At 64.7% G+C, this 24002-nt stretch carries 22 protein-coding genes and 1 pseudogene; 11 read left to right on the top strand and 12 right to left on the bottom strand.

What is annotated here, in order from left to right; all coding sequences use genetic code 11:
* Positions 1-345: 345 nt before the first annotated feature.
* Genes CJ179_RS13465 through CJ179_RS13455 form a run of 3 tightly spaced genes read left to right on the top strand, consistent with a single transcriptional unit; the run spans position 346 to position 4897 of the window.
* Positions 346-1170, top strand: coding sequence for a mycofactocin-coupled SDR family oxidoreductase (locus tag CJ179_RS13465; protein ID WP_095861865.1), 825 nt, complete (start codon positions 346-348; stop codon positions 1168-1170).
* A gap of 35 nt (positions 1171-1205) precedes the next feature.
* Entirely contained in the window at positions 1206-1718 is a 513-nt protein-coding gene (locus CJ179_RS13460; protein WP_373560141.1) for a flavin reductase family protein, read from the top strand.
* Complete coding sequence (locus CJ179_RS13455; protein WP_095861863.1) at positions 1715-4897, top strand: carboxyl transferase domain-containing protein; 3183 nt, start codon at positions 1715-1717, stop codon at positions 4895-4897. The genes CJ179_RS13460 and CJ179_RS13455 overlap by 4 nt, the downstream gene beginning before the upstream one ends.
* Before the next feature lie 552 nt (positions 4898-5449).
* Here CJ179_RS13455 and CJ179_RS13445 read toward each other — a convergent pair.
* Positions 5450-7411, bottom strand: coding sequence for an NAD(P)/FAD-dependent oxidoreductase (locus CJ179_RS13445; protein WP_257015483.1), 1962 nt, complete (start codon positions 7409-7411; stop codon positions 5450-5452).
* A 293-nt stretch (positions 7412-7704) separates the two neighbouring features.
* On the opposite strand from CJ179_RS13445, the gene CJ179_RS13440 reads away from it, so the two are divergent.
* The 5 genes and pseudogenes from CJ179_RS13440 to CJ179_RS13420 all read left to right on the top strand — a co-directional run bounded on the left by CJ179_RS13440 (position 7705) and on the right by CJ179_RS13420 (position 12255).
* Entirely contained in the window at positions 7705-9030 is a 1326-nt protein-coding gene (locus tag CJ179_RS13440; protein ID WP_095861862.1) for an MFS transporter, read from the top strand.
* 46 nt (positions 9031-9076) lie between these two features.
* On the top strand, positions 9077-9325 hold the full coding sequence (locus CJ179_RS54000) for a nuclear transport factor 2 family protein (RefSeq protein ID WP_218834814.1): 249 nt from the start codon (positions 9077-9079) through the stop codon (positions 9323-9325).
* A 53-nt stretch (positions 9326-9378) separates the two neighbouring features.
* A pseudogene (locus CJ179_RS53995) lies at positions 9379-9504 on the top strand (hypothetical protein); the annotation flags it as partial.
* Between the two features lie 115 nt (positions 9505-9619).
* Entirely contained in the window at positions 9620-10396 is a 777-nt protein-coding gene (locus CJ179_RS13425) for an SDR family NAD(P)-dependent oxidoreductase (RefSeq protein WP_095861861.1), read from the top strand.
* A gap of 665 nt (positions 10397-11061) precedes the next feature.
* A complete protein-coding gene (locus CJ179_RS13420; RefSeq protein WP_179377578.1) occupies positions 11062-12255 on the top strand; it encodes a flavin reductase in 1194 nt (397 codons plus the stop codon).
* Between the two features lie 134 nt (positions 12256-12389).
* Here the strand turns inward: CJ179_RS13420 and CJ179_RS13415 are convergent, their stop codons facing one another.
* The 4 genes from CJ179_RS13415 to CJ179_RS13400 form a co-directional block, all read right to left on the bottom strand.
* On the bottom strand, positions 12390-12584 hold the full coding sequence (locus tag CJ179_RS13415; RefSeq protein ID WP_257015482.1) for a hypothetical protein: 195 nt from the start codon (positions 12582-12584) through the stop codon (positions 12390-12392).
* Between the two features lie 271 nt (positions 12585-12855).
* Positions 12856-14058, bottom strand: coding sequence for a cytochrome P450 (locus CJ179_RS13410; protein ID WP_179377616.1), 1203 nt, complete (start codon positions 14056-14058; stop codon positions 12856-12858).
* Between the two features lie 29 nt (positions 14059-14087).
* The gene (locus tag CJ179_RS13405; protein ID WP_072936866.1) at positions 14088-15062 is read right to left on the bottom strand and encodes a PDR/VanB family oxidoreductase; all 975 of its coding nucleotides are present in this window, start codon (positions 15060-15062) and stop codon (positions 14088-14090) included.
* Positions 15063-15160: 98 nt separating this feature from the next.
* Positions 15161-15829: a TetR/AcrR family transcriptional regulator gene (locus CJ179_RS13400; RefSeq protein WP_072936865.1), complete on the bottom strand. Its 669-nt coding sequence runs from the start codon at positions 15827-15829 to the stop codon at positions 15161-15163.
* A gap of 104 nt (positions 15830-15933) precedes the next feature.
* On the opposite strand from CJ179_RS13400, the gene CJ179_RS13395 reads away from it, so the two are divergent.
* Positions 15934-16974 carry an NAD(P)-dependent alcohol dehydrogenase gene (locus tag CJ179_RS13395; RefSeq protein ID WP_244163712.1) on the top strand — a complete coding sequence of 347 codons (1041 nt, stop codon included), beginning with the start codon at positions 15934-15936 and terminating at the stop codon, positions 16972-16974.
* 1 nt (position 16975) lies between these two features.
* Here the strand turns inward: CJ179_RS13395 and CJ179_RS51360 are convergent, their stop codons facing one another.
* The 7 genes from CJ179_RS51360 to CJ179_RS13365 form a co-directional block, all read right to left on the bottom strand.
* The gene (locus CJ179_RS51360; protein WP_179377577.1) at positions 16976-17131 is read right to left on the bottom strand and encodes a hypothetical protein; all 156 of its coding nucleotides are present in this window, start codon (positions 17129-17131) and stop codon (positions 16976-16978) included.
* A gap of 76 nt (positions 17132-17207) precedes the next feature.
* A complete protein-coding gene (locus CJ179_RS13390) occupies positions 17208-17960 on the bottom strand; it encodes an IclR family transcriptional regulator (protein WP_095861858.1) in 753 nt (250 codons plus the stop codon).
* A gap of 27 nt (positions 17961-17987) precedes the next feature.
* Positions 17988-19625, bottom strand: coding sequence for an ABC transporter permease (locus tag CJ179_RS13385; protein WP_095861857.1), 1638 nt, complete (start codon positions 19623-19625; stop codon positions 17988-17990).
* On the bottom strand, positions 19622-20551 hold the full coding sequence (locus CJ179_RS13380; protein ID WP_095861856.1) for an ABC transporter ATP-binding protein: 930 nt from the start codon (positions 20549-20551) through the stop codon (positions 19622-19624). Before CJ179_RS13380 ends, CJ179_RS13385 begins: the two co-directional genes overlap by 4 nt.
* Before the next feature lie 8 nt (positions 20552-20559).
* Positions 20560-21264: a TetR/AcrR family transcriptional regulator gene (locus tag CJ179_RS13375; protein ID WP_095861855.1), complete on the bottom strand. Its 705-nt coding sequence runs from the start codon at positions 21262-21264 to the stop codon at positions 20560-20562.
* A gap of 48 nt (positions 21265-21312) precedes the next feature.
* Positions 21313-21693: a decarboxylase gene (locus CJ179_RS13370; RefSeq protein ID WP_095861854.1), complete on the bottom strand. Its 381-nt coding sequence runs from the start codon at positions 21691-21693 to the stop codon at positions 21313-21315.
* Positions 21694-21839: 146 nt separating this feature from the next.
* A complete protein-coding gene (locus CJ179_RS13365; RefSeq protein WP_095861853.1) occupies positions 21840-22460 on the bottom strand; it encodes a hypothetical protein in 621 nt (206 codons plus the stop codon).
* A gap of 126 nt (positions 22461-22586) precedes the next feature.
* On the opposite strand from CJ179_RS13365, the gene CJ179_RS13360 reads away from it, so the two are divergent.
* Together CJ179_RS13360 and CJ179_RS13355 are read left to right on the top strand one after the other, a co-directional pair.
* Entirely contained in the window at positions 22587-23477 is an 891-nt protein-coding gene (locus tag CJ179_RS13360; protein WP_095861852.1) for an alpha/beta fold hydrolase, read from the top strand.
* A 174-nt stretch (positions 23478-23651) separates the two neighbouring features.
* Positions 23652-23906 (top strand): hypothetical protein, encoded by a 255-nt coding sequence (locus tag CJ179_RS13355; protein WP_095861851.1) that lies wholly within the window; start codon positions 23652-23654, stop codon positions 23904-23906.
* The last annotated feature ends 96 nt before the right edge of the window (positions 23907-24002 follow it).

Here is a 24002-nt window from a genome sequence, read left to right as displayed (position 1 = left end):
ATCCGTTGTCGTCGGTACGCGCCACGATCAACGTCAGCGTAGATCGCAGTTCCGATCATTGTGCGCCGTGCCATAGATGTCAACCTCCAACGACGTGCACGCAGGGGCCAAAATCTACGCGGCTGTGGATTACATCAACGACACAGTTGACAGAATGGGCGCGTGAAGGCAGGCTTCCGAGGGAGCGATGCACGTCACAGTTCGGTGTGGTAGCGACACGACGAGCTGTGTCACATGTCGACGGCTGTCCGCCGTGGGCGGAGACGTCAGACACACAGAATGTCGGGCTGGGCACCTTATTTCTTCGATGCCCAGCCCAGGTCCATTTCGAGAGGGAGATTTCCTATGAGCGGCACGCTTGAAGGCAAGGTTGCATTCATCACCGGTGCGGCCCGCGGGCAGGGGCGCAGCCACGCGATACGGCTCGCTGAAGAGGGCGCTGACATCATTGCCGTCGATATCTGCCGCTCGATCGAGACTGTGCCGTATTCACTGGCGACAGAGGACGATCTTGCCGAGACAGTCGCGCTTGTGGAGAAACTCGATCGTCGAATCGTTGCCCGAACAGCTGACGTGCGCGACAAGAAGGCGCTGTCGGCCGCACTCGAGGCCGGCGCCACTGAACTCGGCGGAGTCGACATCGTCGTGGCCAATGCAGGCATCGCGCCGCAGCAAGCTCACGAACGAGATCGTGACGCAGTCTTCGCGGACGTGATCGGCGTCAATCTGGTCGGAGTGTTCAATACCGTCGAGGTCGCACGGGAGCGCATGATCGCGCAGGGGCGCGGTGGATCGATCGTGATGACGAGTTCGACGGCCGGAATCAAGGCTGTGGGGGGAAGCTCCGGTGCAGGCATCGGCTACACAGCGAGCAAACACGGGGTCGTCGGTCTGATGCGCCAGTACGCCGTGCTGCTGGCCGAGCACAACATTCGGGTCAATTCGGTACACCCGACCGGGGTGAGCACACCGATGGTGGTGGGAAACACCGCGTTGGCGGAGGCATTGGCAGATCCGACCAACATGGGTAACTCGATCAGCAACTTGCTGCCGATCGACATCCTCGAACCCGAGGAGATCAGCAATGCTGTGGCCTGGCTCGTATCCGATGAATCCAGATACGTAACCGGCGTGATGCTTCCCGTCGACGCAGGGTTGACGATCAAATGATCGGCACCCGGAATCCGGGAGTCGTCGAGGGATCGGTGGTCGTCGACGACGATCGGGTTATCGACCCACAACTGTTCCGCAACATTTTGGGTCATTTCCCCACAGGGGTGGTAGCGGTAACAGCAATCGGCGCCGACGGTCGACCGGTCGGCATGGCGGTGGGATCGTTCACCTCTGTCTCGCTGGAACCCCCACTCGTGGCCTTCCTCCCCGACAAGTCGTCGACGACATTCCCCAAGATTCTTGCGGCGCAGAGATTCTGCGCGAACGTGCTCGGGGACGATCAACAGCACGTGTGCCGAAGTTTGTCCCGAAAAGGCGACGACAAGTTCGCAGATGTCGATTGGACACCGACACCTTCGGGAACGCCTCGTATTCTGGGTTCTTTGGCGTGGATCGACTGCGAGGTCGACGCCGTGCACCACGCCGGCGACCACTACATCGTCGTGGGACGGGTCCATCATCTCGAACTCGACACACCCGAGTCTCCCCTTATCTTCTTCCAAGGCGGTTACGGCGGCTTCGCCGCCACCGACACCTCCGCATGACGGGGTTGCTGATCGCCAATCGCGGCGAGGTTGCGCTCCGAATCATGCGCACTGCGGCCGCACGAGGTCTGCGCACCGTTGCCGTGTACAGCGAGGACGAGCCTGATTCTCCGCATGTGACGCGTGCGGACGAGTCGATTCCGATCCCTGGGGTCGGACCGTCGGCGTATCTGGACGTAGCGAACATCTGTGAAGCGGCGTCGTCGACCCGGGCAGCGATCGTGCACCCCGGGTACGGGTTCCTCAGCGAAAGTGCGGAGCTGGCCGAAGCATGCGCCGCGGCCGGGCTGACGTTCGTGGGCCCGGACGGTCCAACTCTGCGCCTTCTCGGGGACAAGTCCACCACCCGAGCGCTGGCCACCCGATGCTCTGTTGCGGTGCTGCCCGCCACACCTGGTCCGACTACCAAGACAGCGGCTCGCGACTTCGCCGAGTCGCTCGGAACGACCGCGGTCATAGTCAAGGCCTCCGCCGGTGGCGGCGGGCGCGGCATGCGCATAGTGGACGATCTCGAGAAACTTGATCAAGCCATCGACAGGTGCCGTTCAGAAGCCGAACGTAGCTTCGGCATTCCCGACGTCTACGTCGAGGCATATCTCCCGCGTGCCCGCCATATCGAAGTTCAGGTGGCCGGCGACGGTAGCAAATTCCCCATGCACCTGTTCGACCGCGACTGCACTGGACAGCGTCGCCATCAGAAGATGGTCGAGATCGCGCCGGCGCAGTTCTTGCCCGACACAACGCGCGAGGCACTGTTCACCGCTGCTTTGTCACTCGCCTCCGCAGTATCACTGCGAGGCTTGGCGACGTTCGAATTCCTCGTGGACGCCGATGACCTCGACCGGTGGTATTTCATCGAGGCCAACCCCCGGTTGCAGGTCGAGCACGGTATCACCGAGCAGATTACCGGCCTGGACCTAGTGGACCTCCAGATCGACCTCGCACAACACAGGGCTCTCTCGGACCTGAACCTCTCCCCCGATGTCCTCGGCACTCCCCATGGTGTTGCAATCGAGGCCAGGATCACCGGAGGACCCAGACCGGACGGTTCGGACCGACTGAATGAAGTGCGGTTTCCTACCGGACAGCACCTTCGAGTCGAGTCCCACATGCAGACCGGGATGCGGGTCGGCACCGGTTACGACCCCTTGCTCGCAAAGGTGATAGTTCACCGGGATGACGGTGACTTCGCCACTGCCGCTGCAGAGTTGAATTCATCCCTCGACGAGGTTCGTCTCGATGACCTCGACACCGATATCTCCACGCTCCAATGGTTCCTCGGCAGCGACGCGTTTCGCTGCGGTCGAACCACGACACGGACGATCGACGACCACCTGGTGACGGAAGCCCCGGCAAGCGAGGCGGTGTCGGATGAGGCATCGATCGACGTTCGGACTCCACTGACCGGTACCGTCGTAGCGCTGTCGGTGAAAGCAGGTTCCACCGTCGAGCGCGGCGACGTCCTGGTCACCGTCGAAGCGATGAAAATGGAAACCGACGTACGCTCGCCAGTTGCCGGTTCCGTCATCGCAGTCGACGTGGAGATCGGCCAGTCGGTCTCAGCCCGAACACTGCTTGCCGTCATCGAACCGGACGGACATCAACCCGAGCAAGCGGCTGTCATCGACCGGATCGACCTCACCGCCGCGCGATCCGACCTCGACGACATCTTGGCTCGACACCGACGAACTCTCGACGAAGCCCGCGCAGGTGCCGTCGAACGTCGCCATGAGCGAGGCAAGCGCACCGCCAGGGAGAACCTGCAAGACCTGTATGATCCCGAACCGTTCCACGAGTACGGTTCACTTGTGGTCGCAGCACAGCGCCGCCGTAAATCACTTGCTGAACTCGAAGGCTCCACACCTGCAGACGGTCTCGTCGCCGGCTTCGGAACCGTCGACGGTCATCCGACTGCAGCATTGGCCTACGACTACACCGTGCTGGCTGGGACGCAAGGCCTCCAGAGCCACAAGAAGGCCGAGCGGATGTTCGACCTCGCCGGCAGGCGAGGGACCCCTGTCGTCGTGTTCGCCGAGGGTGGCGGCGGCAGGCCAGGCGACACTGACGACATGTCTCGCGCAACACGGATGGATCTGGGAACGTTCGTTGCACTCGGCCGCCTCAACGGGGTAGTGCCGACAGTCGGGATCGCGTCGGGACGATGCTTTGCAGGCAACGCGGCCCTGGTCGGAGCCTGTGATGTCGTCATCGCCACACAGGACTCGACAATCGGCCTCGGCGGTCCGGCGATGATCGAGGGGGGTGGTCTCGGATCCTTCGGTGCAGACGAGATCGGGCCCGTATCAGTTCAGGGCCCCAACGGTGTCATCGACGTGCTCGTCGATGACGAGGCAGAAGCAGTAGCCGTCGCACGACGCTACCTGGGCTACTTTCGTGGGTCCACGACAACCTGGAGCGCACCCGATCAGCGGCAGCTGCGGCACGTCGTGCCCGAACGTCGCAGCCGCCCCTTCGATATGCGCACCGTCGTCGACACGATCGCAGACGAAGACTCTGTGCTGGAGCTTCGCCGCGAATTCGCACCGGGAATCATCACTGCGCTGGTACGAATCGAAGGGCAGCCCACAGGCGTGGTTGCCAACGACGGAAGCCGTGCCGGTGGGACCATCGGAAGCGCCGAAGCAGACAAAATGGCGCGCTTCCTGCAGCTTTGCGAGGCCTACGCGATACCGATCGTGTCGCTCTGCGACACGGCGGGCTTCCTCGTCGGACCCGACGCGGAACAAACGGCATCGGTTCGGCACGTCAGCCGCCTGTTCGTCATCGCGCCATCCCTCACGGTGCCGTTCTGCACCGTGATCGTGCGTAAGGCGTACGGACTCGGAGGCCAGGCGATGGCCGGAGGCAGTTTTCGTGTTCCCGACGCAATCGTGGCATGGCCGACCGGTGAACTCGGTGCGATGGGCCCGGAAGGCGCCGTGAAGCTCGGTTTCCGCCGTGAGCTCGACGCCATCGAGGACGACGACGAACGGGACCAGGCCTACCGAGCTCACCTCGAGCAGTACGAAAAGCAGGGTAAGGCGATCAATGCTGCGTCGGTTTTCGAGATCGACGACGTCATCGATCCGATAACGACGAGATCTTGGATCACCTCGGTGATCAGCACGCCGCGGCCGGACCGCCCGTCCAGCGTGCGGCGGCGAATCGATACGTGGTAGCGGCGCCTTAGGTGCAGCGAACCGCAAGCTTGTATCTGGTTCTACTCGAGTTGGTTGATGCCGCTCTCGACTGCATGGCGCTGCTTGTAGTGCTCGAGGCCTTGTCCGCGAGAACGCAGTCCGGTCGATTCCGGGGCCGCCCAGGGCCGGGCCGTGGCACGCTGATCGCTTCGACAACCGCGGTGAACTGCGGACTGTCACCACGCTGCCCTGCGGTGACCGATGATCGACCATGGTTTGCGGCTCCCGGCGGGCGCCGGTCGCGTGCTGGTGGGCCCTCGCGATGGTCGAGTCCACATTGACGTCCCGCCACAGTGTCCCCGGCCGGCCCGGCACCGCTTCGCTGGGCACGAGGTCTCCGATATTCAGGTTTCTTCTTGGCCGCTAACCCCAGATACCGGCGACCTCGCTCATTCAACGGCAGCGACACAACCCGCTTGATCGAAAACCCACAGGCGAAACACCTTCGACGCACGTCCAAGACCAGGTGCTTCCTCCGACGAACAACGCCCCGGCGCCGTATGCGGCGCCGGGGCATTCTTCGTCGGTGGATCAGCGTGCGGTGTAGTTCTCCAGGTCGGGGCGCTGGGTCATCTGCCAGTATTCGACGTTCAAGAAAGGCATTACGAATACCACCCTCCCCTTTGAGTTGCGGTAGTAGGTCGACATTCCGCGGTGGGTCCAGACCGTACGAGCATGCGTCGAGTCGACGAGCTCGTTGTACTCCCGGTTCGCCTCGGGTGTCGCGTCGAGGGCTTTGATTCCGTTGCGGAACATCTCGGTGAGAAGGCCTCGGATGTACCGCATCTGGACCTCCATGAAGAACATGAAGCTACCGCTGCCGGGGAACGAGTTCGGCCCGCCCAGCATGAAGAAGTTTGGAAAATCGGGTACGGACACACCCAAATATGCCTTGGGGTCGTCATCGTTCCAGGCCTCGCGGAGCGAGAGTCCACCGACTCCGCGCACATCCATCGAGCTGACGAACCGTGCGGCCTCGAACCCGGTAGCCCACACGATCACGTCGACGTCGGTTTGGGTGCCCTGATCGTCGACCAACCCCTCTGCCCGTACACACGCGACGGACCTGTCGATCAAGTCGACGTTGTCCTTCCGAAGGGTCGAGTACCAGCCGTTGTCGAGCAAAATGCGCTTTCCGAACGGGGGGTAGTCCGGCATGACCTTGTCGAGAAGGTCTTCCCGGTCACCGACCTGTGCTGTGATGTACCGGGTGAAGTACTCCCGGTGCGCGTCGTTGCGGGCGTTCACCGAACGCTCGGGGTGATCCCATTCCTGATCGACTCGCAACGATTCGATGACCTTGTCGCCGAACTGCCAGAACAGTCGAATCCAGTACCAGCTGTGATAGATCGGGCACGTCTGCATGAGCCGCCGCAGCTCCATGGGGATGGGCATCCTGAACTTCTCGAACGGAGCCACCCACTGGGGCGAACGCTGGAAGATCGTCAGTTGCGCTACCTGATCGGCAATCGCCGGGGCAATCTGCATCGAGCTCGCACCCGTTCCGACGATCGCGACGCGCTTGCCGTCGAGTTCGAGGTTCTCCGGCCAGTCGGCGGAATGGAAGCTGATCCCCTCGAACTGCTCCATGCCAGGAAGGGTGGGCTTCTTCGGTCGATTCAACACGCCCACGGCGCTGATCACCACATCGGACCGCAAGGTCGAGGAAGAACCGTCTGGGTTTCGCACCTCGACGGTCCACTGAGCTGCAGATTCGTCGTAGGTCGCCGATCGCACCTCGGTTCCGTACCGCACACGTTCTCCCGCGCCCAGGTCCTTCAGGACCCGAGCAAAGTAACCCTGCAGCTCGTTGCGGAGCTCGAAATGCGTAGTCCAGTCATTCTTGGCGAACGAGAACGAGTACAGGTGGCTGGGCGTGTCGACGCCGGCGCCGGGATATGTATTCTGCCACCAGTTCCCGCCTGCCTCGGGCTGCTTCTCCAGGATGACGTAGTTCAGCCCCATCTCTTCGAGCTGCTGGGCGGCGGCGATGCCGGCGACGCCCGTGCCGATGACGATGACCGAGAAGCCTTCGGGGGCGTCGATCGGATCGAGGGCAAGATGCGCCGACTCCGGCGCCGCCCGGCGAGCCAACTCGAGCGAGAGCATCGGTCCGTACTCCGCACCGACGGGTTCACCCATGCACACGCTCATCATGCGCACGGTGAGCTCGGGGGACGGTGCCTCGATGGCCGGTCGGGCGCCGTTCTGCAGGTCGAGGATGGCGGAGACAGCAGCTTCGCGAATCTCGTTCTGCACCGCCTCGTCGAGACCGCCGGAGTCGTGATCGCCGAGCCCCTTTCCTCGGGTGGGTCGGTACGGTGCCTCGAGCCACTTCTCGTCCCCGGTGGTTTGGAATACGACCATCAGCAGCGAGGGAATGTTTGCGCGTCCAACAGCCGTCCGGACCTCGGCTTCGGTCAGCCTGTCTGGATTGAAGCCCACCTCGGTTGCACCGTCCGGGCCCGTGAACTCACCTTGCACTGTCTTCATTCGAGTACCTCTCGTGTCGATGTGGCTACCGGAGGCAAGCGCTCCTCGCCCAGATCACCCTCACCCTTCAACGCGCGCGTTGACGAGTCGCCCCCTTATCGTGGCAGGAGGCACCTGAATTTGTCAACGCCGAAGTTGATTTTTGCCACCCCGTCCACGTACGCGTTGACATTCGGCGCCGACGAAGGCAACATTCACGTTGACGTTGATGTGGCTCGAGTCACATCAACCAGTCTTCCCTGCTGCATCCACCTCGCCGGATGGGTGGAGCACATCCTGAAACGGACGAATCCATGTCGAACACCACGAGTTCAACCCCAGGTACCGAACTGGTGCTGGATGTCAGCAAGTCACGAAAAGCGCTGGTAGCAGGCTCTCTTGGAAATCTCGTCGAATGGTACGAGTTTGCCATCTACGCTTACATGGCTCCGATCATCGCACCGTTGTTCTTTCCCTCCGAGAACCCGACGGCCTCTATTCTCTCGACGTTCCTGCTCTTCGCTCTGGCGTTCTTCCTCCGCCCCATCGGTGCACTCATCTTCGGGCGGATGACCGACCGAATCGGGCGCAAGCCAGTCTTGGCGCTCATCATCGCCCTGATGTCCGTTGCGACGACCTGTATCGGCCTCCTACCTACGCACGAAGCAATCGGGGTGCTCGCACCATTGCTTCTAACGCTGTGCCGAATCGCTCAAGGCATCTCGGCGGGCGGTGAAATGGGTGGTGCAGTATCGCTGATGGTCGAGTCCGCGCCTGCGAACAAGCGCGGCGTATACGGATCCTGGTCTTTCGTGGGAACGACGCTGGGCTTCGTTCTCGGTGGTGGAGTTGCCACATTGCTCGCGGTCCTCCTCTCGGAGGATGCAATGGCTTCCTGGGGCTGGCGGATCGGATTTCTGCTGGCAGCCCCCATGGGGATCGTTGTGTTGTATCTGCGATTGAAGGTCGACGAGACGCCGCACTTCAAGCAGGTCAAGGTCGAGGCCGAGGCCGGGGATCTCGTCTCCCCCACAAGTGCAGGACGCCGTCCGCTGACATACCTGCTGACCACCCTGGGCGTGGTGGTGGTCTACAACGCAGTCGGAAACACGTTCATGGTCGGCATGCCCACGTTTCTGTCCACCAGTTACAACATGTCGTTCGAGCGCTCGTACTTCCTGGCGCTGGTGACTGGACTGATTGCGGGACTGACGATGCCTCTGTTCGGCGCCGTGTCCGACCGAATCGGCCGACGACCCGTACTGCTGTTCGGCTCCATTGCCGTGGTTGTGCTGTCCTACCCGCTGTACTACATGCTGAAGTTGGGATTCGGTGGAGGCCTGGTGGCGCTCATCATCGCAGGGATTCTGATCGGCGTCGTGGGAGGACCCATGCCGGCGTTCTTGTCCGAGCGTTTCCGCACTCGTAATCGTGCAACCGGGGTCTCGGTGACTTATGCACTGTCCGTGGCGATCTTCGGCGGTACTGCACCGTACATCATCACATGGTTGGCCTCTACGACTGGCGATCCCCTCTCTGCCGCCTACTACACCCTCGGTTGTGCAGCCATCAGTACCGTTGCTTTGCTGACTATTCGAGGAACGCAGCGAAATCAACACCGTGAAGAACTCGCACTGTGACGCGTTCGTCGATCGAACTCGCCCAACGATTGCAGACAGGTTGGACATGAACGAGGACCTGAAGAACCTGCTGGACAAGCAGGCCATCACAGACGTTATCCACCGTTACTGCCGCGGAGTCGATCGGTGTGACGTCGAGATCCTCAAATCGGTGTACCACTCAGACTCCTACGACGATCATGGCTATTGGAATAGGAAACGGACTGGAGTTCGCCACCTTCGTGGCCGATCGACGTACGGAGTCGAACTCGGCAACAACCCACTCCGTCACCAACACACTCATCGACCTACTTGACCACGAGACTGCGCACGCAGAGAGCCAGGTCATGAAGGGCTACTCCGTAGTCGGTGTCTACTGGAGCACCTTTGTGCAGTCGAATCCCGAAGAGAAGGCCCGCAAACTCGAAGGGGCTCGCGCGACTATTCGCCGCAGGCAAACTGCGACCGCTGGTGTCGAACACGTACCCCATGCACGCTGTCGCCGAAGCATTGAATGTCGTCAACATCCGAGAGGTGATCGGCAAGCTCGTCCTGACCGTTCCCCGTATACATGCGTACACCCCAACCGACAATAGCGAAGGAATCATCAATGCTGCTCGAAGGCAAGCGAATTCTGGTAACCGGCGGCGCTCAGGGCATCGGTGCTGCAATAGTCAAGTCCTATGTATCCGAAGGCGCCAAGGTCTATTCTTTCGACCTGAACGAAGAGGACGGAAACACAGTCGCCAGAGAAGCCACCGAGACCGGGCCGGGAACCGCCACCTTCAATAGACTGGACATCACCGACGGGCCCGCAACAGATTCACTATTCCGCAACGCGGCACAAGACCTCGGTGGTGTCGACGTCCTCGTCAACATCGCGGGCCTCCAGCGATCCGCAATGGCCGAGGACATAACCGACGAACTTTTCGACAGCATCTACCGCGTAAACGTACTCGGCACGATCCACACAAACCAATCGGCCTTCCGGATCATGAAGGATGTCGGCACCGGTGCCATCATCAATTTCGGATCGATGTCAGGCTTTACCGGCGAACTCTCCAACTCCACATATGGCTCGTCGAAGGGTGCCGTACACACGTGGACTCGGACAGTGGCACGAGAATGGGGTCCGTCTGGAATCCGAGTCAATGCTGTTCTTCCCTATGTCAATACACCAATGTTTGACAAGTACACCAGCTCACTGGGAGCGGATGAGCTCGCGGCATATCAAGAACAGCTACGCAAAGATATTCCGCTCGGGGGAACATTTGGTAACGCAGAGAGAGACCTTGCACCGGTTCTAGTGTTCCTGGCAAGCGATGCTTCGCACTTCATCACCGGCCAGTTACTACCTGTGGACGGCGGCTTCGCTGCCGTACGCTGACCAATGGTGGGCTCGCCTCGAGGCAAGCTCGTGTGAGGTGCTGCTGCTGTTCATCGATTGTCGGCGCTCACCGCGAGCGGGGTGTGGGACACGCGGGAAGGCGACGATGACAATCCGACTGTAGTCGCGGCCCCACAAGCACGATCATGTCGTCGGCATCGAGCAACCCTGCAGACCGGACAGGGTACGGATCTTCTCGACCGAGGCGAGCCCGGCTGGTGACCCGCTGGCTGCTCGACCACTACTCGCCAGTTCCCTTGTCGCCCAATTTGAAGTCAACGAGGTTCGGCCTACCGATACGTTCCATCGACAATTGACACTTATGTAGACGCCTGGTCCGTTCAGCCCCGTCTCACCACATCCTCAAATGCGGACATCTCAGCACGTCACATGACATCCACCGACTCGAGAACGCCGTCTCTATTGTCAACGCACTTGTAGATTAAATTCAACGTTAGAGTTGACGCGTCTCGCGATCGGTGCGACCATATTTGGAGAGCGACGCACGTCACATGCCCGACCGCGATGTAGACATACGCAGTTCCACCTCAGGCGGACCGAGGGTGATCGGGCGGCGCTCGGAGTTCGGTGAAGCCCGAGCCGTACCAGCGCGATCACCAAGGATGAACCGGCACCTACGCCCTGACGCCGAGAAGGATGACCCGATGACACTCACCGAGATCAGCACAGTGATCGACCCGGTGCATTTTCGCACCGTGCTCGGCCACTTCCCGACCGGCGTCGTGGCAATTACCTCGACCGATTCGGCAGGCCTACCGGTCGGCATGGCCGTCGGCTCTTTCACATCGGTCTCGCTCGATCCAGCGTTGGTCGCCTTTCTTCCGGACAAGACCTCCAGTACCTTCCCAAAGATTCGCGAAAGCGGCCGTTTCTGCGTGAACGTGCTCGGCGCCGGCCAGCAGGACATCTGCCGAAGCCTGGCCCTGAAGGGTTCTGACAAGTTCGCGTCGATCGACTGGACACCGACACAGCATGGCAATCCGCGTATCCACGACTCCATCGCGTGGATCGACTGCGTGATCGATACCATCTACGAGGCGGGTGACCATTTCCTGGTCATAGGTCGTGTCGCATCACTCGAGGTCGATGATGCGACCTCACCGCTCGTATTCTTCCAGGGCGGCTACGGCTGCTTCTCGTCGACGTCTCTCACCGCCCCCGGAGAGGCTGACCTGCTACGCCCCCTCAGCATCGTCGATCAGGCACGTCCCGAGATGGAAGCCATCGCCCGCGAGCTGGGTGTCGAATGCTGCGCCTCCGTCTCGATCAGGGACCAATTGGTCCTGGTAGGGAGCAGCATGGCAAGCACTCTCCCGACGTCCCCACACATCCGTCTCGGTCAACGGATGCCCTTCGTTCCGCCGCTCGCATTGCCACTGATGGCTTGGACCGAAGGACGCGAATTCGACAAGTGGATCGGACGCGGCGGACAGGCACTCAATCGCGACCTACTCATGCAAGCAACCTCCCGCGTCCGTGAACGTGGCTGGTCGCTCGTACTTCGCAGCGATGCTCAGGTGCGATTCGAAGGGGCTGTTGCCCGGCTTCCGCTGACCGGTGCTACGGGCGATCTGGCAGGGGAGGTCACCGCAGCCGCCCGCGCGCTCAGCCTCGAAGGATATGAACCGGCCGAGATCGACCCTGCCGCCACATACGATGTCCGAATCATCAGTGCACCGATATTCGGTGTAGACGCTCAGCCGGAGCTCCTGTTGAGTCTCTATCAGCTTCCCAATCAATTATCCGGCGCGGAGGTCGAACGGTACCGAGATCGTTTAGTAACCGCTGCCGAGACTGTTACCGCGAAACTGGGCGGAAGTAAGCCCCCCACCGCGTGATTCGAATCCACCGAAGGACGCGGCGCCACCGACGGATCGCCGCAGCCAGCGTTGGTTCGTTCCTGGAACTCCTCCGTCGCGAGCTTCAGCAGGGCTGAATCTGCGAGGAGGTCCATCGCCGATCCGGCCATGACCTAGGCTGCGTGGATCATGCCCTTCTGTGCGGCGGGGAGCTTTCCTTTGGCGACCAGCTGCCATGAGTGCGCGAGAGTGCCGTGAGTGACACAGTCGGTGGTGCATAGCGTGGTGGGCGTGACCCAGCTGACGTCGCCGACATCGGTCGACCCGGTGAGCACGCGCCGGGTCGCGCCGGCGTCGAAGATGATCACGCCGTCGTGGAGGGGCTGTCGCCCACATTGCCACTTCCAGCACCGTGTTCCCCAATAGGCTCGAGGGACCACCCCCCGATCGAGTACCTTTGTCTCCCAGAAGTTCTCACCGCTGACGAGCGAGCCCTACTCTTCGGTGGTGAGTTCGGTGGATACGGACGAGCGAGTCCGTGGTCCCTCTCTCCGCGGCGATGGGGGTTGGGAGCATCGTATCGGCGGGACCGCCCGAGTCGTGCGACTTTCCGCAGTATCAATACATACGTACGTATGGTCAGGCGAGCCGCACCCGCACCGGCACCGATTCCCACGACCGCAGCGTGTTGTTGAGGTGACGGCGCACCGGCCCGGCGATCTCCAGCGACTCCACCCGGGATGCCAGCGCCGTCAGCAACGCCTCCGATTCGAGGCGGGCGACATGCTGGCCGACGCACTGGTGGATGCCCATCCCGTACCCCACGTGCCCGGACGGATTCCGGCCGAGATCGAACGCGTCCGGATTGTCCCACCTGCGCGGATCACGGTTCGCGGCACCGAGGAACATCAGAATCTTCCTGCCGTCGGGGATCACCGTGCCGCCGATCTCGGTGTCACTCGTGGCCGTGCGGAAGAACGTCTGGACCGATGACTCCCACCGCACGGCCTCGTCGAACGCCGTCCGGGCCAGCGTGCGGTTCTCCCGCAGCCTCGCCCACTGCTCCGGATGTTTTGCGAACGCGTAGAGCACGGCCGCGAGCCCGTTGACCGTGGTGTCCACGCCTGCCGTCAGCAGCGAGCGCACGGCGAGCGGCGCCTGCTCGTACGTGATGTCGCCGCGGTCCGCCGCCGCCCAGATCTGCGCACCGAAGCCGTCGCCGGTGAGCGCGTCGCGCGCGCACTGCTCGTTGACCCAGCCGGACAGTTCGGCTACCCGGGGCGCCCCCTTCTCCACCAGGCTGTTGAGCGGACCGAAACTGTTGAAGGCGTGGTCCCCGTACGGCAGCAGGTTCTCCCGTCCGGTGCCGGAGATGCCGACGGCATCCGGGAAGACCCGCAGCGGGAACGCGGCAGCGAGGTCGGTGACCACGTCGAATTCGGTTGTGTTAGAGAGCAACTGGTCGACAAGGATGTCTGCGTCCCGAATCCACGACGCCCTGAGCTTCTGCAGTGCGCGCGGACCCAGAATTTTGCTCAGCACCGCCCGCGGGGCGTCGTGGTGCGGCGGGTCGGCCTCGAGCAGGATGCTCGGGGGCCGCCACGGGGTCTCGTACCGGAAGTTGCTCAACCCGACCCCGGCGGCGGAGTGGAACGACTGCCAGTCGGTCAGCGCGGCATGGACCTGCTCGTAGCGACCGAGCGCGAAGACGTCGTAGCGCCGCAGGTACACGACCGGGCCCGCATCCCGCAGGTCCGCCTGGAACGGCAACGGGTCCTGCAGGACGTCGAGGGCGAACGGGTCGGCGTCGCTGACGGGCAACGCGGGGGCGGGGGCGAACATCGTCACGGGAAATCCCTTCGCTGGGTGTGTCAGAGATCGAGCACGAGACGGTCGGAGCACGACCGTGAGACGCAGATGAGCATGCAGTCGCCTGCGGATCGCTCGTCGTCATCGAGGACGGAATCGCGGTGGTCGGGGGCGCCGGCAAGGACGGTCGTCTCGCAGGTCCCGCACGTGCCCTCGCGGCACGAGGACAGGACGTTGACCCCGGCCGCCTGCACCGCGTCGAGGACGCTGGCGCCGGGAGTCACCGTCACCGCGAGGCCGGAGCGCGCGAGTTCCACCTCGAACGGTACGTCGCGCAGCGGTGCGCCCCGGTCCTGCGGCACGAAACGCTCGGTCCGTAGCGAGCCCACACGCCAGTCGGCGCAACAGCTTTCGACGGCCGCGAGCAGCGGCCCGGGTCCGCACACGTAGACCTTCGCCTCGGCGGCGGCCGCGGCGGCGAGATACGCGGGCAGGTCGGGGTGGCCCTGCTCGTCCCGGGGCACGACGACCACCCGGTCGCCGTAGCCGGCGAGTTCGTCCCGGAACGCCATGGACGTCCGGGTGCGGCCGCCGTACAGGAGTTGCCAGTCGATTCCCATCAGTTCTGCCTGGCGGATCATCGGCAGCAGCGGAGTGATTCCGATACCGCCGGCGATGAACAGGTACCTCGGCGCGGGGGCGAGCGGGAAGTTGTTGCGCGGGCCGCCGACCCCGACGAGGTCGCCCTCGGCCAGTTCGTCGTGGACGTACGCGGACCCGCCGCGGCCGGCGGGTTCCCGCAGCACCCCGACCCGGTAGGTGTGCGCGTCCCAACGGTCACCGCACAGCGAGTACTGGCGGGTCAGCCCGTTCGGGAGCATCAGGTCGATGTGGGCGCCGGGCGCCCAGTCCGGCAGCCGCCGGCCGTCCGGGTGCCGCAAGGTCAGCGCTACGACACCCTCCGCGACAACCTCTTTGGCGACAACTCGCAGCGCCGCGTCCGCTGGCGCACCGGAAGAAACCGGGTTCTGTGGCATCTCGACTCCTCGATCTCGCGTTTGTTCGAGGATCTTCCGAGCAGGGGCCGAGCCGCCAGAGCATTTTCAATAGTTGAAAGTCGAGGCCGCAACCGAGGTCACTCCCCCAGGCGAATTTCCGGTGCCGTCACACGCTCGAGTCCGTCCAGAACGAGATCCAGCCCGTACTCGTACTCGTCGCCGAAGTCGTAGCCGGGAGCCATCGCGTGCTCCGTCACGAACTCGGTGAGGTGGGGGTACTCGTCGGCCCGGACACTCGCCAGGATCGCCTCCGCCACGTCGGCGAGTTCGCCGGAGGAGCCGAACGGCAGACTCGCCTCCTGCATCGCGAACCCGTAGATATAGCTGTCCAGCACCGAGAAGGCGTGCGCGGCAAGCTCGATGGAGAATCCCGCTGCCCGCAGAATCCCCAGTACCGCGTCGTGGTGGCGGAGCGTCGCGGGACCGGGCGTCGCGCGGGACTCCATCAGAACGGTGGCCCAGCGGTGCCGAGCGAGCACGTCGCGTGCGGAGATCGCCCGCCGGCGCATCGCGGTCTTCCAATCAAGCCCGGTCTGCGGCAGGTCGATCTCGCCGAAGACGACGTCGACCATGCCGTCGAGGAGGTCGGGCTTGTTCTTCACGTGGCGGTACAGCGACATCGCCTCCACCCCGAGCGCCTGCGCGATCCGGCGCATCGTGAGCGCGTCGACACCGCTGTCGTCGGCAAGGTCGACGGCGGCGCGCAGGACGCGCTCCCGGGTCAGGGGAACACGGAGTTCCGTCATCGCTCATTCTCCATCGGGACAGTTAAACGTTGTACGCATCAGGCTTACATTGTAAGCGTACGCTGTAAGCAGAGGCCGATCACTCTCCGAACGGAGCCCCGACAATGGAGTCACCGACCGAACCCGAACGCCCCACTTCCGCGTCCGAGCACCAACGCGGCACGATGAAGGCCGTCGTCCGGGACGTCTACGGGCCGCCCGAGATCCTCGAACTGCGGGACGTCGCGATACCCGTTCCTGCCGCCGAACAGGTGCTGGTCCGAGTGCACGCGGCGGGAGTCGATCGCGGCGTGGCGCACCTCGTGACCGGACTCCCGTACCCGTTGCGCCTCGCCGGGTACGGCCTCCGCAGGCCCAAGGTCGCCGTTCCCGGGATGGACCTCGCCGGGCGCGTCGAAGCGGTCGGCCCCGGCGTCACCGGATTCCGGCCCGGCGACGACGTCTTCGGCATCGGCACCGGGACGTTCGCGGAGTACGCGTGCGCGCCCGCGGCCAAACTCGCGCACAAGCCGGCCGACCTGACGTTCGAGCAGGCCGCGGCGATCGCGATCTCCGGGCTCACGGCGCTGCAGGCGGTACGCGACCACGGCAGGGTCGCGGCGGGGCAGTCGGTGCTGATCCTCGGCGCCTCCGGCGGTGTGGGCACGTTCGCCGTGCAGATCGCCAAGGCGTACGGCGCGGAGGTCACCGGCGTGTGCAGCACCGCGAAGGTCGACCTGGTCCGGTCGACCGGCGCCGATCACGTCGTCGACTACGCAACCGACGACGTCACCCGGCTCGGACGACGCTACGACGTCGTCCTCGACATCGGCGGCAACACGTCGCTGTCGCGGCTGCGCCGGGTCCTCACTCCGCGCGGGAGACTCGTCATCGTCGGCGGCGAAACGGACGGACGGTGGCTGGGCGGCACGGATCGCCAACTCCGCGCGCTGGCGCTGTCCCCCTTCTCGAGTCGGACGCTGTGCGCGTTCGTCTCGAAGGAGGACGGCACCGACCTGCGCGTGCTCCGCGACCTCGTCGAGTCGGGAGACGTCACACCGGTCGTCGAGCGGACGTACCCGCTGGGCGAGGCCACCACGGCCCTCCGTCGCCTCGTCGACGGGCAGGTGCGCGGAAAAGTCGTGCTCGCCGTGTCTGCCGACTGAGTCAGGTGGTGTGTGCCCGTCGGCTGATGTCCTTGTCGACCGCGGTGGCGATGTCGTGCACGAGCCGGGAATGCCAGAGTTTGTGGGCCTCGAGATCCGCGGTGAGGGCGTGGCAGTCCGGGCATTCCAGGGGGCTGGGTTGTGCGGTGCTTTCCATGGCGCTGCGCTTTCCGGGAGAAGTGGTTCCGATTCCACCGTGGCACGGGCGGGGCGGATAGTCCACCGCAGAGGGCCTACTTCGACGCGGTCGCCATCACGCGGCCGATGCCCTTCGCGGCCGCCTGCAGCGCGGGGATCTGCGCGTACGCCTTCTCGTCGTTCGGCACGACGACCGACAGCGCGGCGACCACCTTGCCGGTGCCGTCCCGCACCGGAACCGCGACACCCGTCGTGTCCGGGTACAGGTGACCGGCACAGAGGATGTAGCCGTGCCGGCGCACGTCCGCCAGCACACCCCGCAACTGTCGTGGGGTACGAATCGTCTTGTCGGTGAACACCTTCAACGGCTCTCCGAGGATCCGTTCCTGGAGCTCCGACGGTCCGTGCGCGAGCAGGATCAGCCCGGACGAAGAGACGTGCAGCGGCATCCGGCCGGCGATGCGCGTGTAGTTGACGACGGCTCCGGGCGCCGTGAGTCGCTCGATGAACAACACCTCGTCGCCTTCGAGGACACCGAGTTGCGTGTGCTGCCCGACGACGGCGTGCAGGTCCTCCATGAACGGCATCGCCGCCTCTCTGAGCCCGAGGGTCGGGGACGCCCGCGACGCCACCTCCCACAGGCGAACCCCGATCCGCACCTTCCGGTCCTCACGCTCGAGCCAGCCGCATCCCACCAGTTCGTCGATCAGCCGCGACGTCGTGGAGATGTGGAGACCGGACCGCCGGGCGATCTCGGACACCGTGAGCAGCGAATCGTCGGAACGGAACGATTCGACGATCCGCACCGTCCGGGCCAGGACGGACTCGCCGGTGTGCACACGTGCCATGCCTTCAGTGTGCACACCGGCCGGGGATCAGCGCAGATCGCGCCGCCGGAACGCCGCCACACCCACCACGATCAGCGCGGCCGTGATCAGCAGCAGCCACCCGATCGGCGCCCATTCGAACTGGCCGCCCGGCAGCTTCGGAGCGTGGCTGAACGGTTCGAGATTCAGTACCGCCTGCGGGAACTGCGCGATCGACCCCACCATGAAGATCAGCAGGAACGCGACGAGCACTCCCCACGCCACCGGCGTGAACCGCGGAACGACACCGAACATCAGGACCGTCACTCCGGCCAGCATCCAGATCGCGGGAAGCTGCACGAGCGCCGCCCCGACCACGCCGGGCAGGGCCCCACCCACGTCGCCGACGGACGCGCCGTAGGTGAGCCCGCCGGCCACCCCGGCCACCACCATCGCGACCGCCGGACCCAGCAACGCGAACAGGATGTGGCTCGACGCCCACCGGACCCGGCCGACGGAACCGGCGGTCACGGGCTCGAGACGCTGAGCGTTCTCCTCCGAGTACAACCGCAACGACGCGGAGATCGCGTAGGCCGCGGCCGCGATGGCGAGCATGGTGAACGCGTAGCCGATGAACGATTCCTCCAGCGACTGCGACCCACCCATCCGCAGGATGATGTCGCGGATCGTCTGACTGTTGCCGACCTGGCCGCCGACGCCGTTCGCGGCGCTGCCGATCAGCAGTCCGTACAGTCCGAGCCCGGCGGTCCAGGCCGCGAGTGTGCCGCGGTGCATCCGCCACGCAAGCCCGAGGGTTCCGGCGAGCGCAGGCGATGCGTCGGTGGGACCGGGCCGTTCGGCGATCAGGCCGGCGCCGACATCGCGACGGCGCAGGAGAGCGTATGCCGCCCAGGTGAGTACGGCCGCCGTAACCAGGCTGGGGATAACGACCCACCAGCGTTCGTCGGCATACGGACGGATCTGCAAGGCCCAGCCGAGCGGCGAGAACCACGACAGGGTGCCGCTGCCGGCGTCACCGACCGCGCGCAACGCGAACGCGACGCCCAGCACCGTCAACGCGATGCCGCGCGCGACGCGGGCGCCGGTGCTCACCTGGGCCGCAACGGCCGCCACCGCCGTGAACACCAGACCGGAGCAGGCCAGCGACGTCCCGAAGGCCACCGAGCCGCCCACCGGGAGGTCGCGGGCGAGTAACGCTGCCGCACAGAGAATCCCGGTGATGACGGAGGCACCACCGGCGAGGATCAGCGCCGCGGTCAGACCTGAATACCGTCCGACGGCGGTGGAGTCGAGAAGCTCGGCCCGGCCGGTCTCTTCCTCGGCGCGGGTGTGCCGGATGACGGTCAGGATCACCACCAGCCCGATCAGCGTGTAGTAGATGCCGGCCTTCCAGACCCCCACCGAACCGAGGCTGGAGTTGAAGATCGGCCCGTACATGGCGATCTGCGCGGGGCTGGCCGCCGTGGTGGCCGCGAACTCCGCCAGGTCGGCCGGCGAGGTGTAGATGTCGGCGATGCTCGTGACGTACAGCGCGGGCGCGAGCGCGAAGATCAGCACCCACAGGGGCAGCGCGATCCGGTCCCGGCGCAGGAACAACCGCAGAAAGTGCAGCGTCCCCGTGAAATCCGAGGAAGATACCGGCGCCGGTTCCACGGGCCGGAACCGGGACACCGTCGCGGTAGTCATGCCCGCACCTTCTCCACCGTGTCGGACGACGCCGTCGGGCCGTCGTCGATCTCGTAGTGCCGCAGGAAGAGTTCTTCGAGGGTCGGGGGCTTGCTGACGAGGCTCCGCACCCCCGTGTCGCCGAGCACCCGGATGAGTTGGCCGAGATGCTCGCTGTCGACCTGGCAGTGCAGCGTGGTCCCGTCGAACTGGATGTCCGCCACGCCGTCGATGCGACTCAGATCGCCGGGATCACCGAGAAGTTCGGCAGTGATCGATGTTCGGCTGAGATGCCGCATCGACGCCAGTGTCCCGGATTCGACGGTCCGCCCCGACCGGATGATGGTCACCCGCTCGCACAGCGCCTCCACCTCGGACAGGATGTGACTGGACAGCAGCACCGTCACCCCGCGGTCGCGGGCCTCGCCCACGCACTCACGGAACACCTGCTCCATCAACGGATCCAGCCCGGACGTCGGCTCGTCGAGCAGCAGCAGGCGGGCGTCGGACGAAAACGCCGACACCAGGGCAACCTTCTGCCGGTTGCCCTTCGAATACGCCCGCCCCTTCTTCCGCGGGTCGAGGTCGAAACGCTCGATCAGATCCCGCTTGCGGGTCTCGTCCAGTCCGCCGCGCATCCGCGCGAGGAGGTCGATGGTCTCGCCGCCGGACAACGACGGCCACAGTGTCACGTCGCCGGGGACGTACGCCATGTCGAGGTGCAGTGCGACGGCGTCGCGCCACGGATCGCGGCCGAACACGATGGCCTCACCGCTGTCGGGGTGGAGGCTGCCGAGGAGGACGCGGATGGTGGTGGACTTGCCTGCCCCGTTCGGCCCGAGGAACCCGTGCACTTCCCCTTCGCCGACCTCGAGGTCGAGTCCGTCCAGCGCCCGGGTTCGTCCGAACGTCTTCACCAGATTGCGCACTTCGATGATCACGCTCATAGCTGCTCCTAGTTCGGGGAGTCGGTATGTTCTGGGGGTGCCGCACCCGCCTGCGCGGCGCCGTCTTCGGTAGCCAGATACGCCTCGAGCATCGACGAATCCGGCAGCAGACCCTCGGTGTACATCTCGAGGGCGGGCAGCGTGACGTCGGTGGCGAGGTCGCGGATGGCCGTGGCGTAATCGAGCGGAACTTCCTTGTCGGCGCGCATCTGCAGGTAGAGCAGCATCGCGCCGACGTTGTAGAGGGTCAGGTAGCGGGCCCGCGCCGCCGGGTTGCGGCTGGGCCGGACACTTCCGGTCGCCACTCCCAGTTCGAGGTACTGCGTGGTGTCTTCCACCATGTGCTCGAAGAGGGATTCGCCGAGACCTCCGCCCGCCTGGAAACTCCGCACGATGTACGCGACCAATGGGGCGTACTGCTCGATGTCGGCGAGGGCCTGCATGGCTCCCGCCGGCCCGGGCGTCGAAATGGCCTCCGCCTTCTGTTCCCGGATGATCCGCAGAACGTGCTCGTCGCATTCGGCGCGCAGACCGTCCTTCGAACCGAAATGGTGGATGACCAGGCCGGGTGACACCCCGGCGGCAGTGGCGATCGCCCGCACTCCGGTGCCGAAACCGTGATTGCCGAACACCGTGATGGCCGCGTCGCGCACTCGGGCGCGGGTGGTCATGTCGGGTTGCGGGACCCCGGAAGCGACATTGGTTGAACGCATGTTTAATACGCTAAACGCGCGTTCAACCGGGCGCAAGGGGTGACGGCGTCAAGATTTCGTCAAGGCGGAAACAGCCGGGCGCCCGGTGAACACGACACTCGGGCGGGGGAACCGGTTCCGGGCGCAGGCCTCGTCCAGGGCTTCGTCGACGGCCTCGCGCAGATCGACCCGATCCGCGTCCGCCAGGACCAGCTCCGTCAGGATCACCCCGTAGTCGCGCCGGACCTGTTCCATCAGCGCGATCGCGTCGTCGATGGCTTCGGAATCCGCGGCGCAGCGAAAACCGACGAGCCGCGGTTGCGGCTGTTCCACCACCGCGCGCAGCGCGTCCTCGATGCCCGGCCCGGTCGCGCCGAGCACCGAGAGGTCGAGCACCGTGTTCTGCCGCGACTGCTCGTGCGCGAACAGATGGGGAAGATGAAGCGTCATCGGAACCTCCTCGATCCGTCGACGGCCGTGGGTGGGCCGACTCGGGGATTCAGTTCCAGATCTACCCCCGTCGCGCGAGGATTCGGCGGGTCTTGACGCCGATCTGACTCCGGCGACCGCAATCCTGACGCGGTGTTGGCGCGGCCCTATGCCGTGGTGGCCTTCGCGACCGCGTCGCGCGTGAGACCGGTCAGCTTGTCGACGTTCTCGGGAGTGGCCGGATAGCCGGCCGAGGTCACCCCGATGACGTACTCACCGGCGAGCGCGCCGTACCCGATGTGCGTGTCCGCTCCCTGAGTTACGGAACCGGCGAACGCCTTGTCGCCGACGCCGGCGGGCGCAGGCAGCGCCACGAAACCCGGAACGACTTCACTTTTGCCGATCGCCTGCTCGAATGCGGTGGAGGCCGCGTCGGGGCTGGCATATTGATCCACGGAGATCGTGACCCTTCGCCCATCGCCGCCTTCGTAGATGACCATTCGCGTCGCTTCGGGGGCACCGGCCGCCGTGGAGTTCTCACCCGTCGCGGTCTGTCGCTCGATCTCAGGGAAGTAGCTCTGCACTCCATCCAGCGCGACGACCACGTCCTCGGGCACGAGGTTCGCCTCGGACGTCGTCTGGTCCTGCTGCGATTCGCCACCGGACTCGGAGTCCTGCTGCCCACACCCGGCGGCAAGCAGGACCCCGGCCAGGACGATCGAGAGGAAGGCGAGAGATCCGCGACCGCCGCGCGTGCGCACACCGTGCCGCTCCGTCGATTGCACCACGCCGGATACCCCCTACTGCTCGGGACAGACTACCCGTCGAGCCTAGTATGGAAAAGATCCGAGTACCTGCAGTTTCGACGCCGCCCACCCGGTTTCGGCGTCCGGCCAACACTGTGAGGAGTCCACGTGACGAGCGAGGGAAGCATCCGGATCGGCAGCCGGACCATCACGTATCTCGAAGCCGGTGACCCGAGCGGGCCGCTCGTGCTGCACAACCACGGCGGACCGTCGAGCCGACTGGAGGCCGAACTGTTCGACTCGTACGCGAAGGCCAACGGACTGCGATTCGTCTGCGCGGATCGGCCGGGCATCGGTCGGTCCGACCTCCAGCCGGGTCGCACCTTCGAGAGCTGGACCGACGACCTCCTGCTGCTGGCCGACTCGTTCGACGCCGACCGGTTCGCGGTGACCGGCTGGTCCGAGGGCGGGCCGTGGGCCCTGGCGGCGGCCGCGTATCTGGACCCGATGCGACTGGTCAGCGTCGTGTGCATCGCCGGCGGCAACTACGGAACGTTCGGCGCGAACTGGGCCGCGAAGCATCTGAGCAGCGTGGACGCGCTGGGCGGTCGCCTGGCGCTGCACTTCCACCCCGGTTTCACGCTCATGTACGAGCTGCTCGGCATGAGTGCCACACATTTCGAGGATCGCTACGGGCAGGCGATCACGAAGTCGGCGTGCGCGGCAGACCAGGAGGTACTGGCCGACGAGGACGTCCTCACAGCCTTTCTGAAGGCAAGCCGGGAGTGTTTTCGCCACGGCGCAGACGGACTCGTCGTCGACGCCACGATGCTCTACGAGGCCTGGCCGTTCGACATGTCCAAAGTGAAACGCCCGGTGCACTTCTGGCAGGGCAGCGCAGACACCCTGGTCCCCGAAATCATCAACAAGACGGTGGCCGACAGGACTCCGGGCGCCGTCTGGCACCCGGTCAGCGGTGGTGGTCATTTCATCGCCGTCAGCCACGCCGACGACATCCTCGCGCTGACAGCGAGCGATCTTGCGTCAGCATCCAACTGAAGGGCCCGGCCGAGAACTGCCACGCCACTGCCGCTTCCGGCATCCGGTCGGGACCGAAATTCACTGTGTAATAGTCATGTTCCGAGTTACTTTGGGTTAATGCCACCCCGCTACCACGTCACCTCGGTGTTGAATCGTGCATCCATTTCCCGATACGGGTTGGACTGGAGTCGGATGGGTGCGGCTCGCGGTATCGCAGGGAGCTACCGCCCCGAGCAACAGGGCTGTTTCCTCGCTGCAGGCGAGCGGGAACGCGACTGGTTCGTGCGGATGAACAACACCGGTGGAGCAGTGGACGTGTGGGAAGTCCACGGCATCGACGATGCCGATCTGGTCCAGTCCCCGGAGGGCTACTTCTACTTCCCCGGTGTCATCGCGGCCTCCGAATTGCTGTTGGTGCAACGCGACCTGCCACCGGCCCGGAACTAGTGAATACGTGTGCGTGAGAGAGGCCCGACTCGCACGAGCTGTAACGAATTCTTGTCCGCCGCCGAAAGTCCAGGGGGCGAGGTACGTCTCGAGTCT

Source organism: Rhodococcus sp. ACS1 (assembly GCF_002300155.1).
GTDB lineage: Bacteria > Actinomycetota > Actinomycetes > Mycobacteriales > Mycobacteriaceae > Rhodococcus_F > Rhodococcus_F koreensis.
The sequence above is the reverse complement of the archived record's forward strand: the minus strand, read 5'-3'. Positions and strand labels throughout refer to the sequence as shown.

Bases quoted from the DNA above. Each gene is read 5' to 3' on its own strand.
- CJ179_RS13465 (WP_095861865.1), top strand. From the start codon at position 346: ATGAGCGGCACGCTTGAAGGCAAGGTTGCATTCATCACCGGTGCGGCC.
- CJ179_RS13455 (WP_095861863.1), top strand. From the start codon at position 1,715: ATGACGGGGTTGCTGATCGCCAATCGCGGCGAGGTTGCGCTCCGAATC.
- CJ179_RS13445 (WP_257015483.1), bottom strand. From the start codon at position 7,411: ATGAAGACAGTGCAAGGTGAGTTCACGGGCCCGGACGGTGCAACCGAG.
- CJ179_RS13440 (WP_095861862.1), top strand. From the start codon at position 7,705: ATGTCGAACACCACGAGTTCAACCCCAGGTACCGAACTGGTGCTGGAT.
- CJ179_RS54000 (WP_218834814.1), top strand. From the start codon at position 9,077: ATGAACGAGGACCTGAAGAACCTGCTGGACAAGCAGGCCATCACAGAC.
- CJ179_RS13425 (WP_095861861.1), top strand. From the start codon at position 9,620: ATGCTGCTCGAAGGCAAGCGAATTCTGGTAACCGGCGGCGCTCAGGGC.
- CJ179_RS13420 (WP_179377578.1), top strand. From the start codon at position 11,062: ATGACACTCACCGAGATCAGCACAGTGATCGACCCGGTGCATTTTCGC.
- CJ179_RS13410 (WP_179377616.1), bottom strand. From the start codon at position 14,058: ATGTTCGCCCCCGCCCCCGCGTTGCCCGTCAGCGACGCCGACCCGTTC.
- CJ179_RS13405 (WP_072936866.1), bottom strand. From the start codon at position 15,062: ATGCCACAGAACCCGGTTTCTTCCGGTGCGCCAGCGGACGCGGCGCTG.
- CJ179_RS13400 (WP_072936865.1), bottom strand. From the start codon at position 15,829: ATGACGGAACTCCGTGTTCCCCTGACCCGGGAGCGCGTCCTGCGCGCC.
- CJ179_RS13395 (WP_244163712.1), top strand. From the start codon at position 15,934: ATGGAGTCACCGACCGAACCCGAACGCCCCACTTCCGCGTCCGAGCAC.
- CJ179_RS51360 (WP_179377577.1), bottom strand. From the start codon at position 17,131: ATGGAAAGCACCGCACAACCCAGCCCCCTGGAATGCCCGGACTGCCAC.
- CJ179_RS13390 (WP_095861858.1), bottom strand. From the start codon at position 17,960: ATGGCACGTGTGCACACCGGCGAGTCCGTCCTGGCCCGGACGGTGCGG.
- CJ179_RS13385 (WP_095861857.1), bottom strand. From the start codon at position 19,625: ATGACTACCGCGACGGTGTCCCGGTTCCGGCCCGTGGAACCGGCGCCG.
- CJ179_RS13380 (WP_095861856.1), bottom strand. From the start codon at position 20,551: ATGAGCGTGATCATCGAAGTGCGCAATCTGGTGAAGACGTTCGGACGA.
- CJ179_RS13375 (WP_095861855.1), bottom strand. From the start codon at position 21,264: ATGCGTTCAACCAATGTCGCTTCCGGGGTCCCGCAACCCGACATGACC.
- CJ179_RS13370 (WP_095861854.1), bottom strand. From the start codon at position 21,693: ATGACGCTTCATCTTCCCCATCTGTTCGCGCACGAGCAGTCGCGGCAG.
- CJ179_RS13355 (WP_095861851.1), top strand. From the start codon at position 23,652: ATGGGTGCGGCTCGCGGTATCGCAGGGAGCTACCGCCCCGAGCAACAG.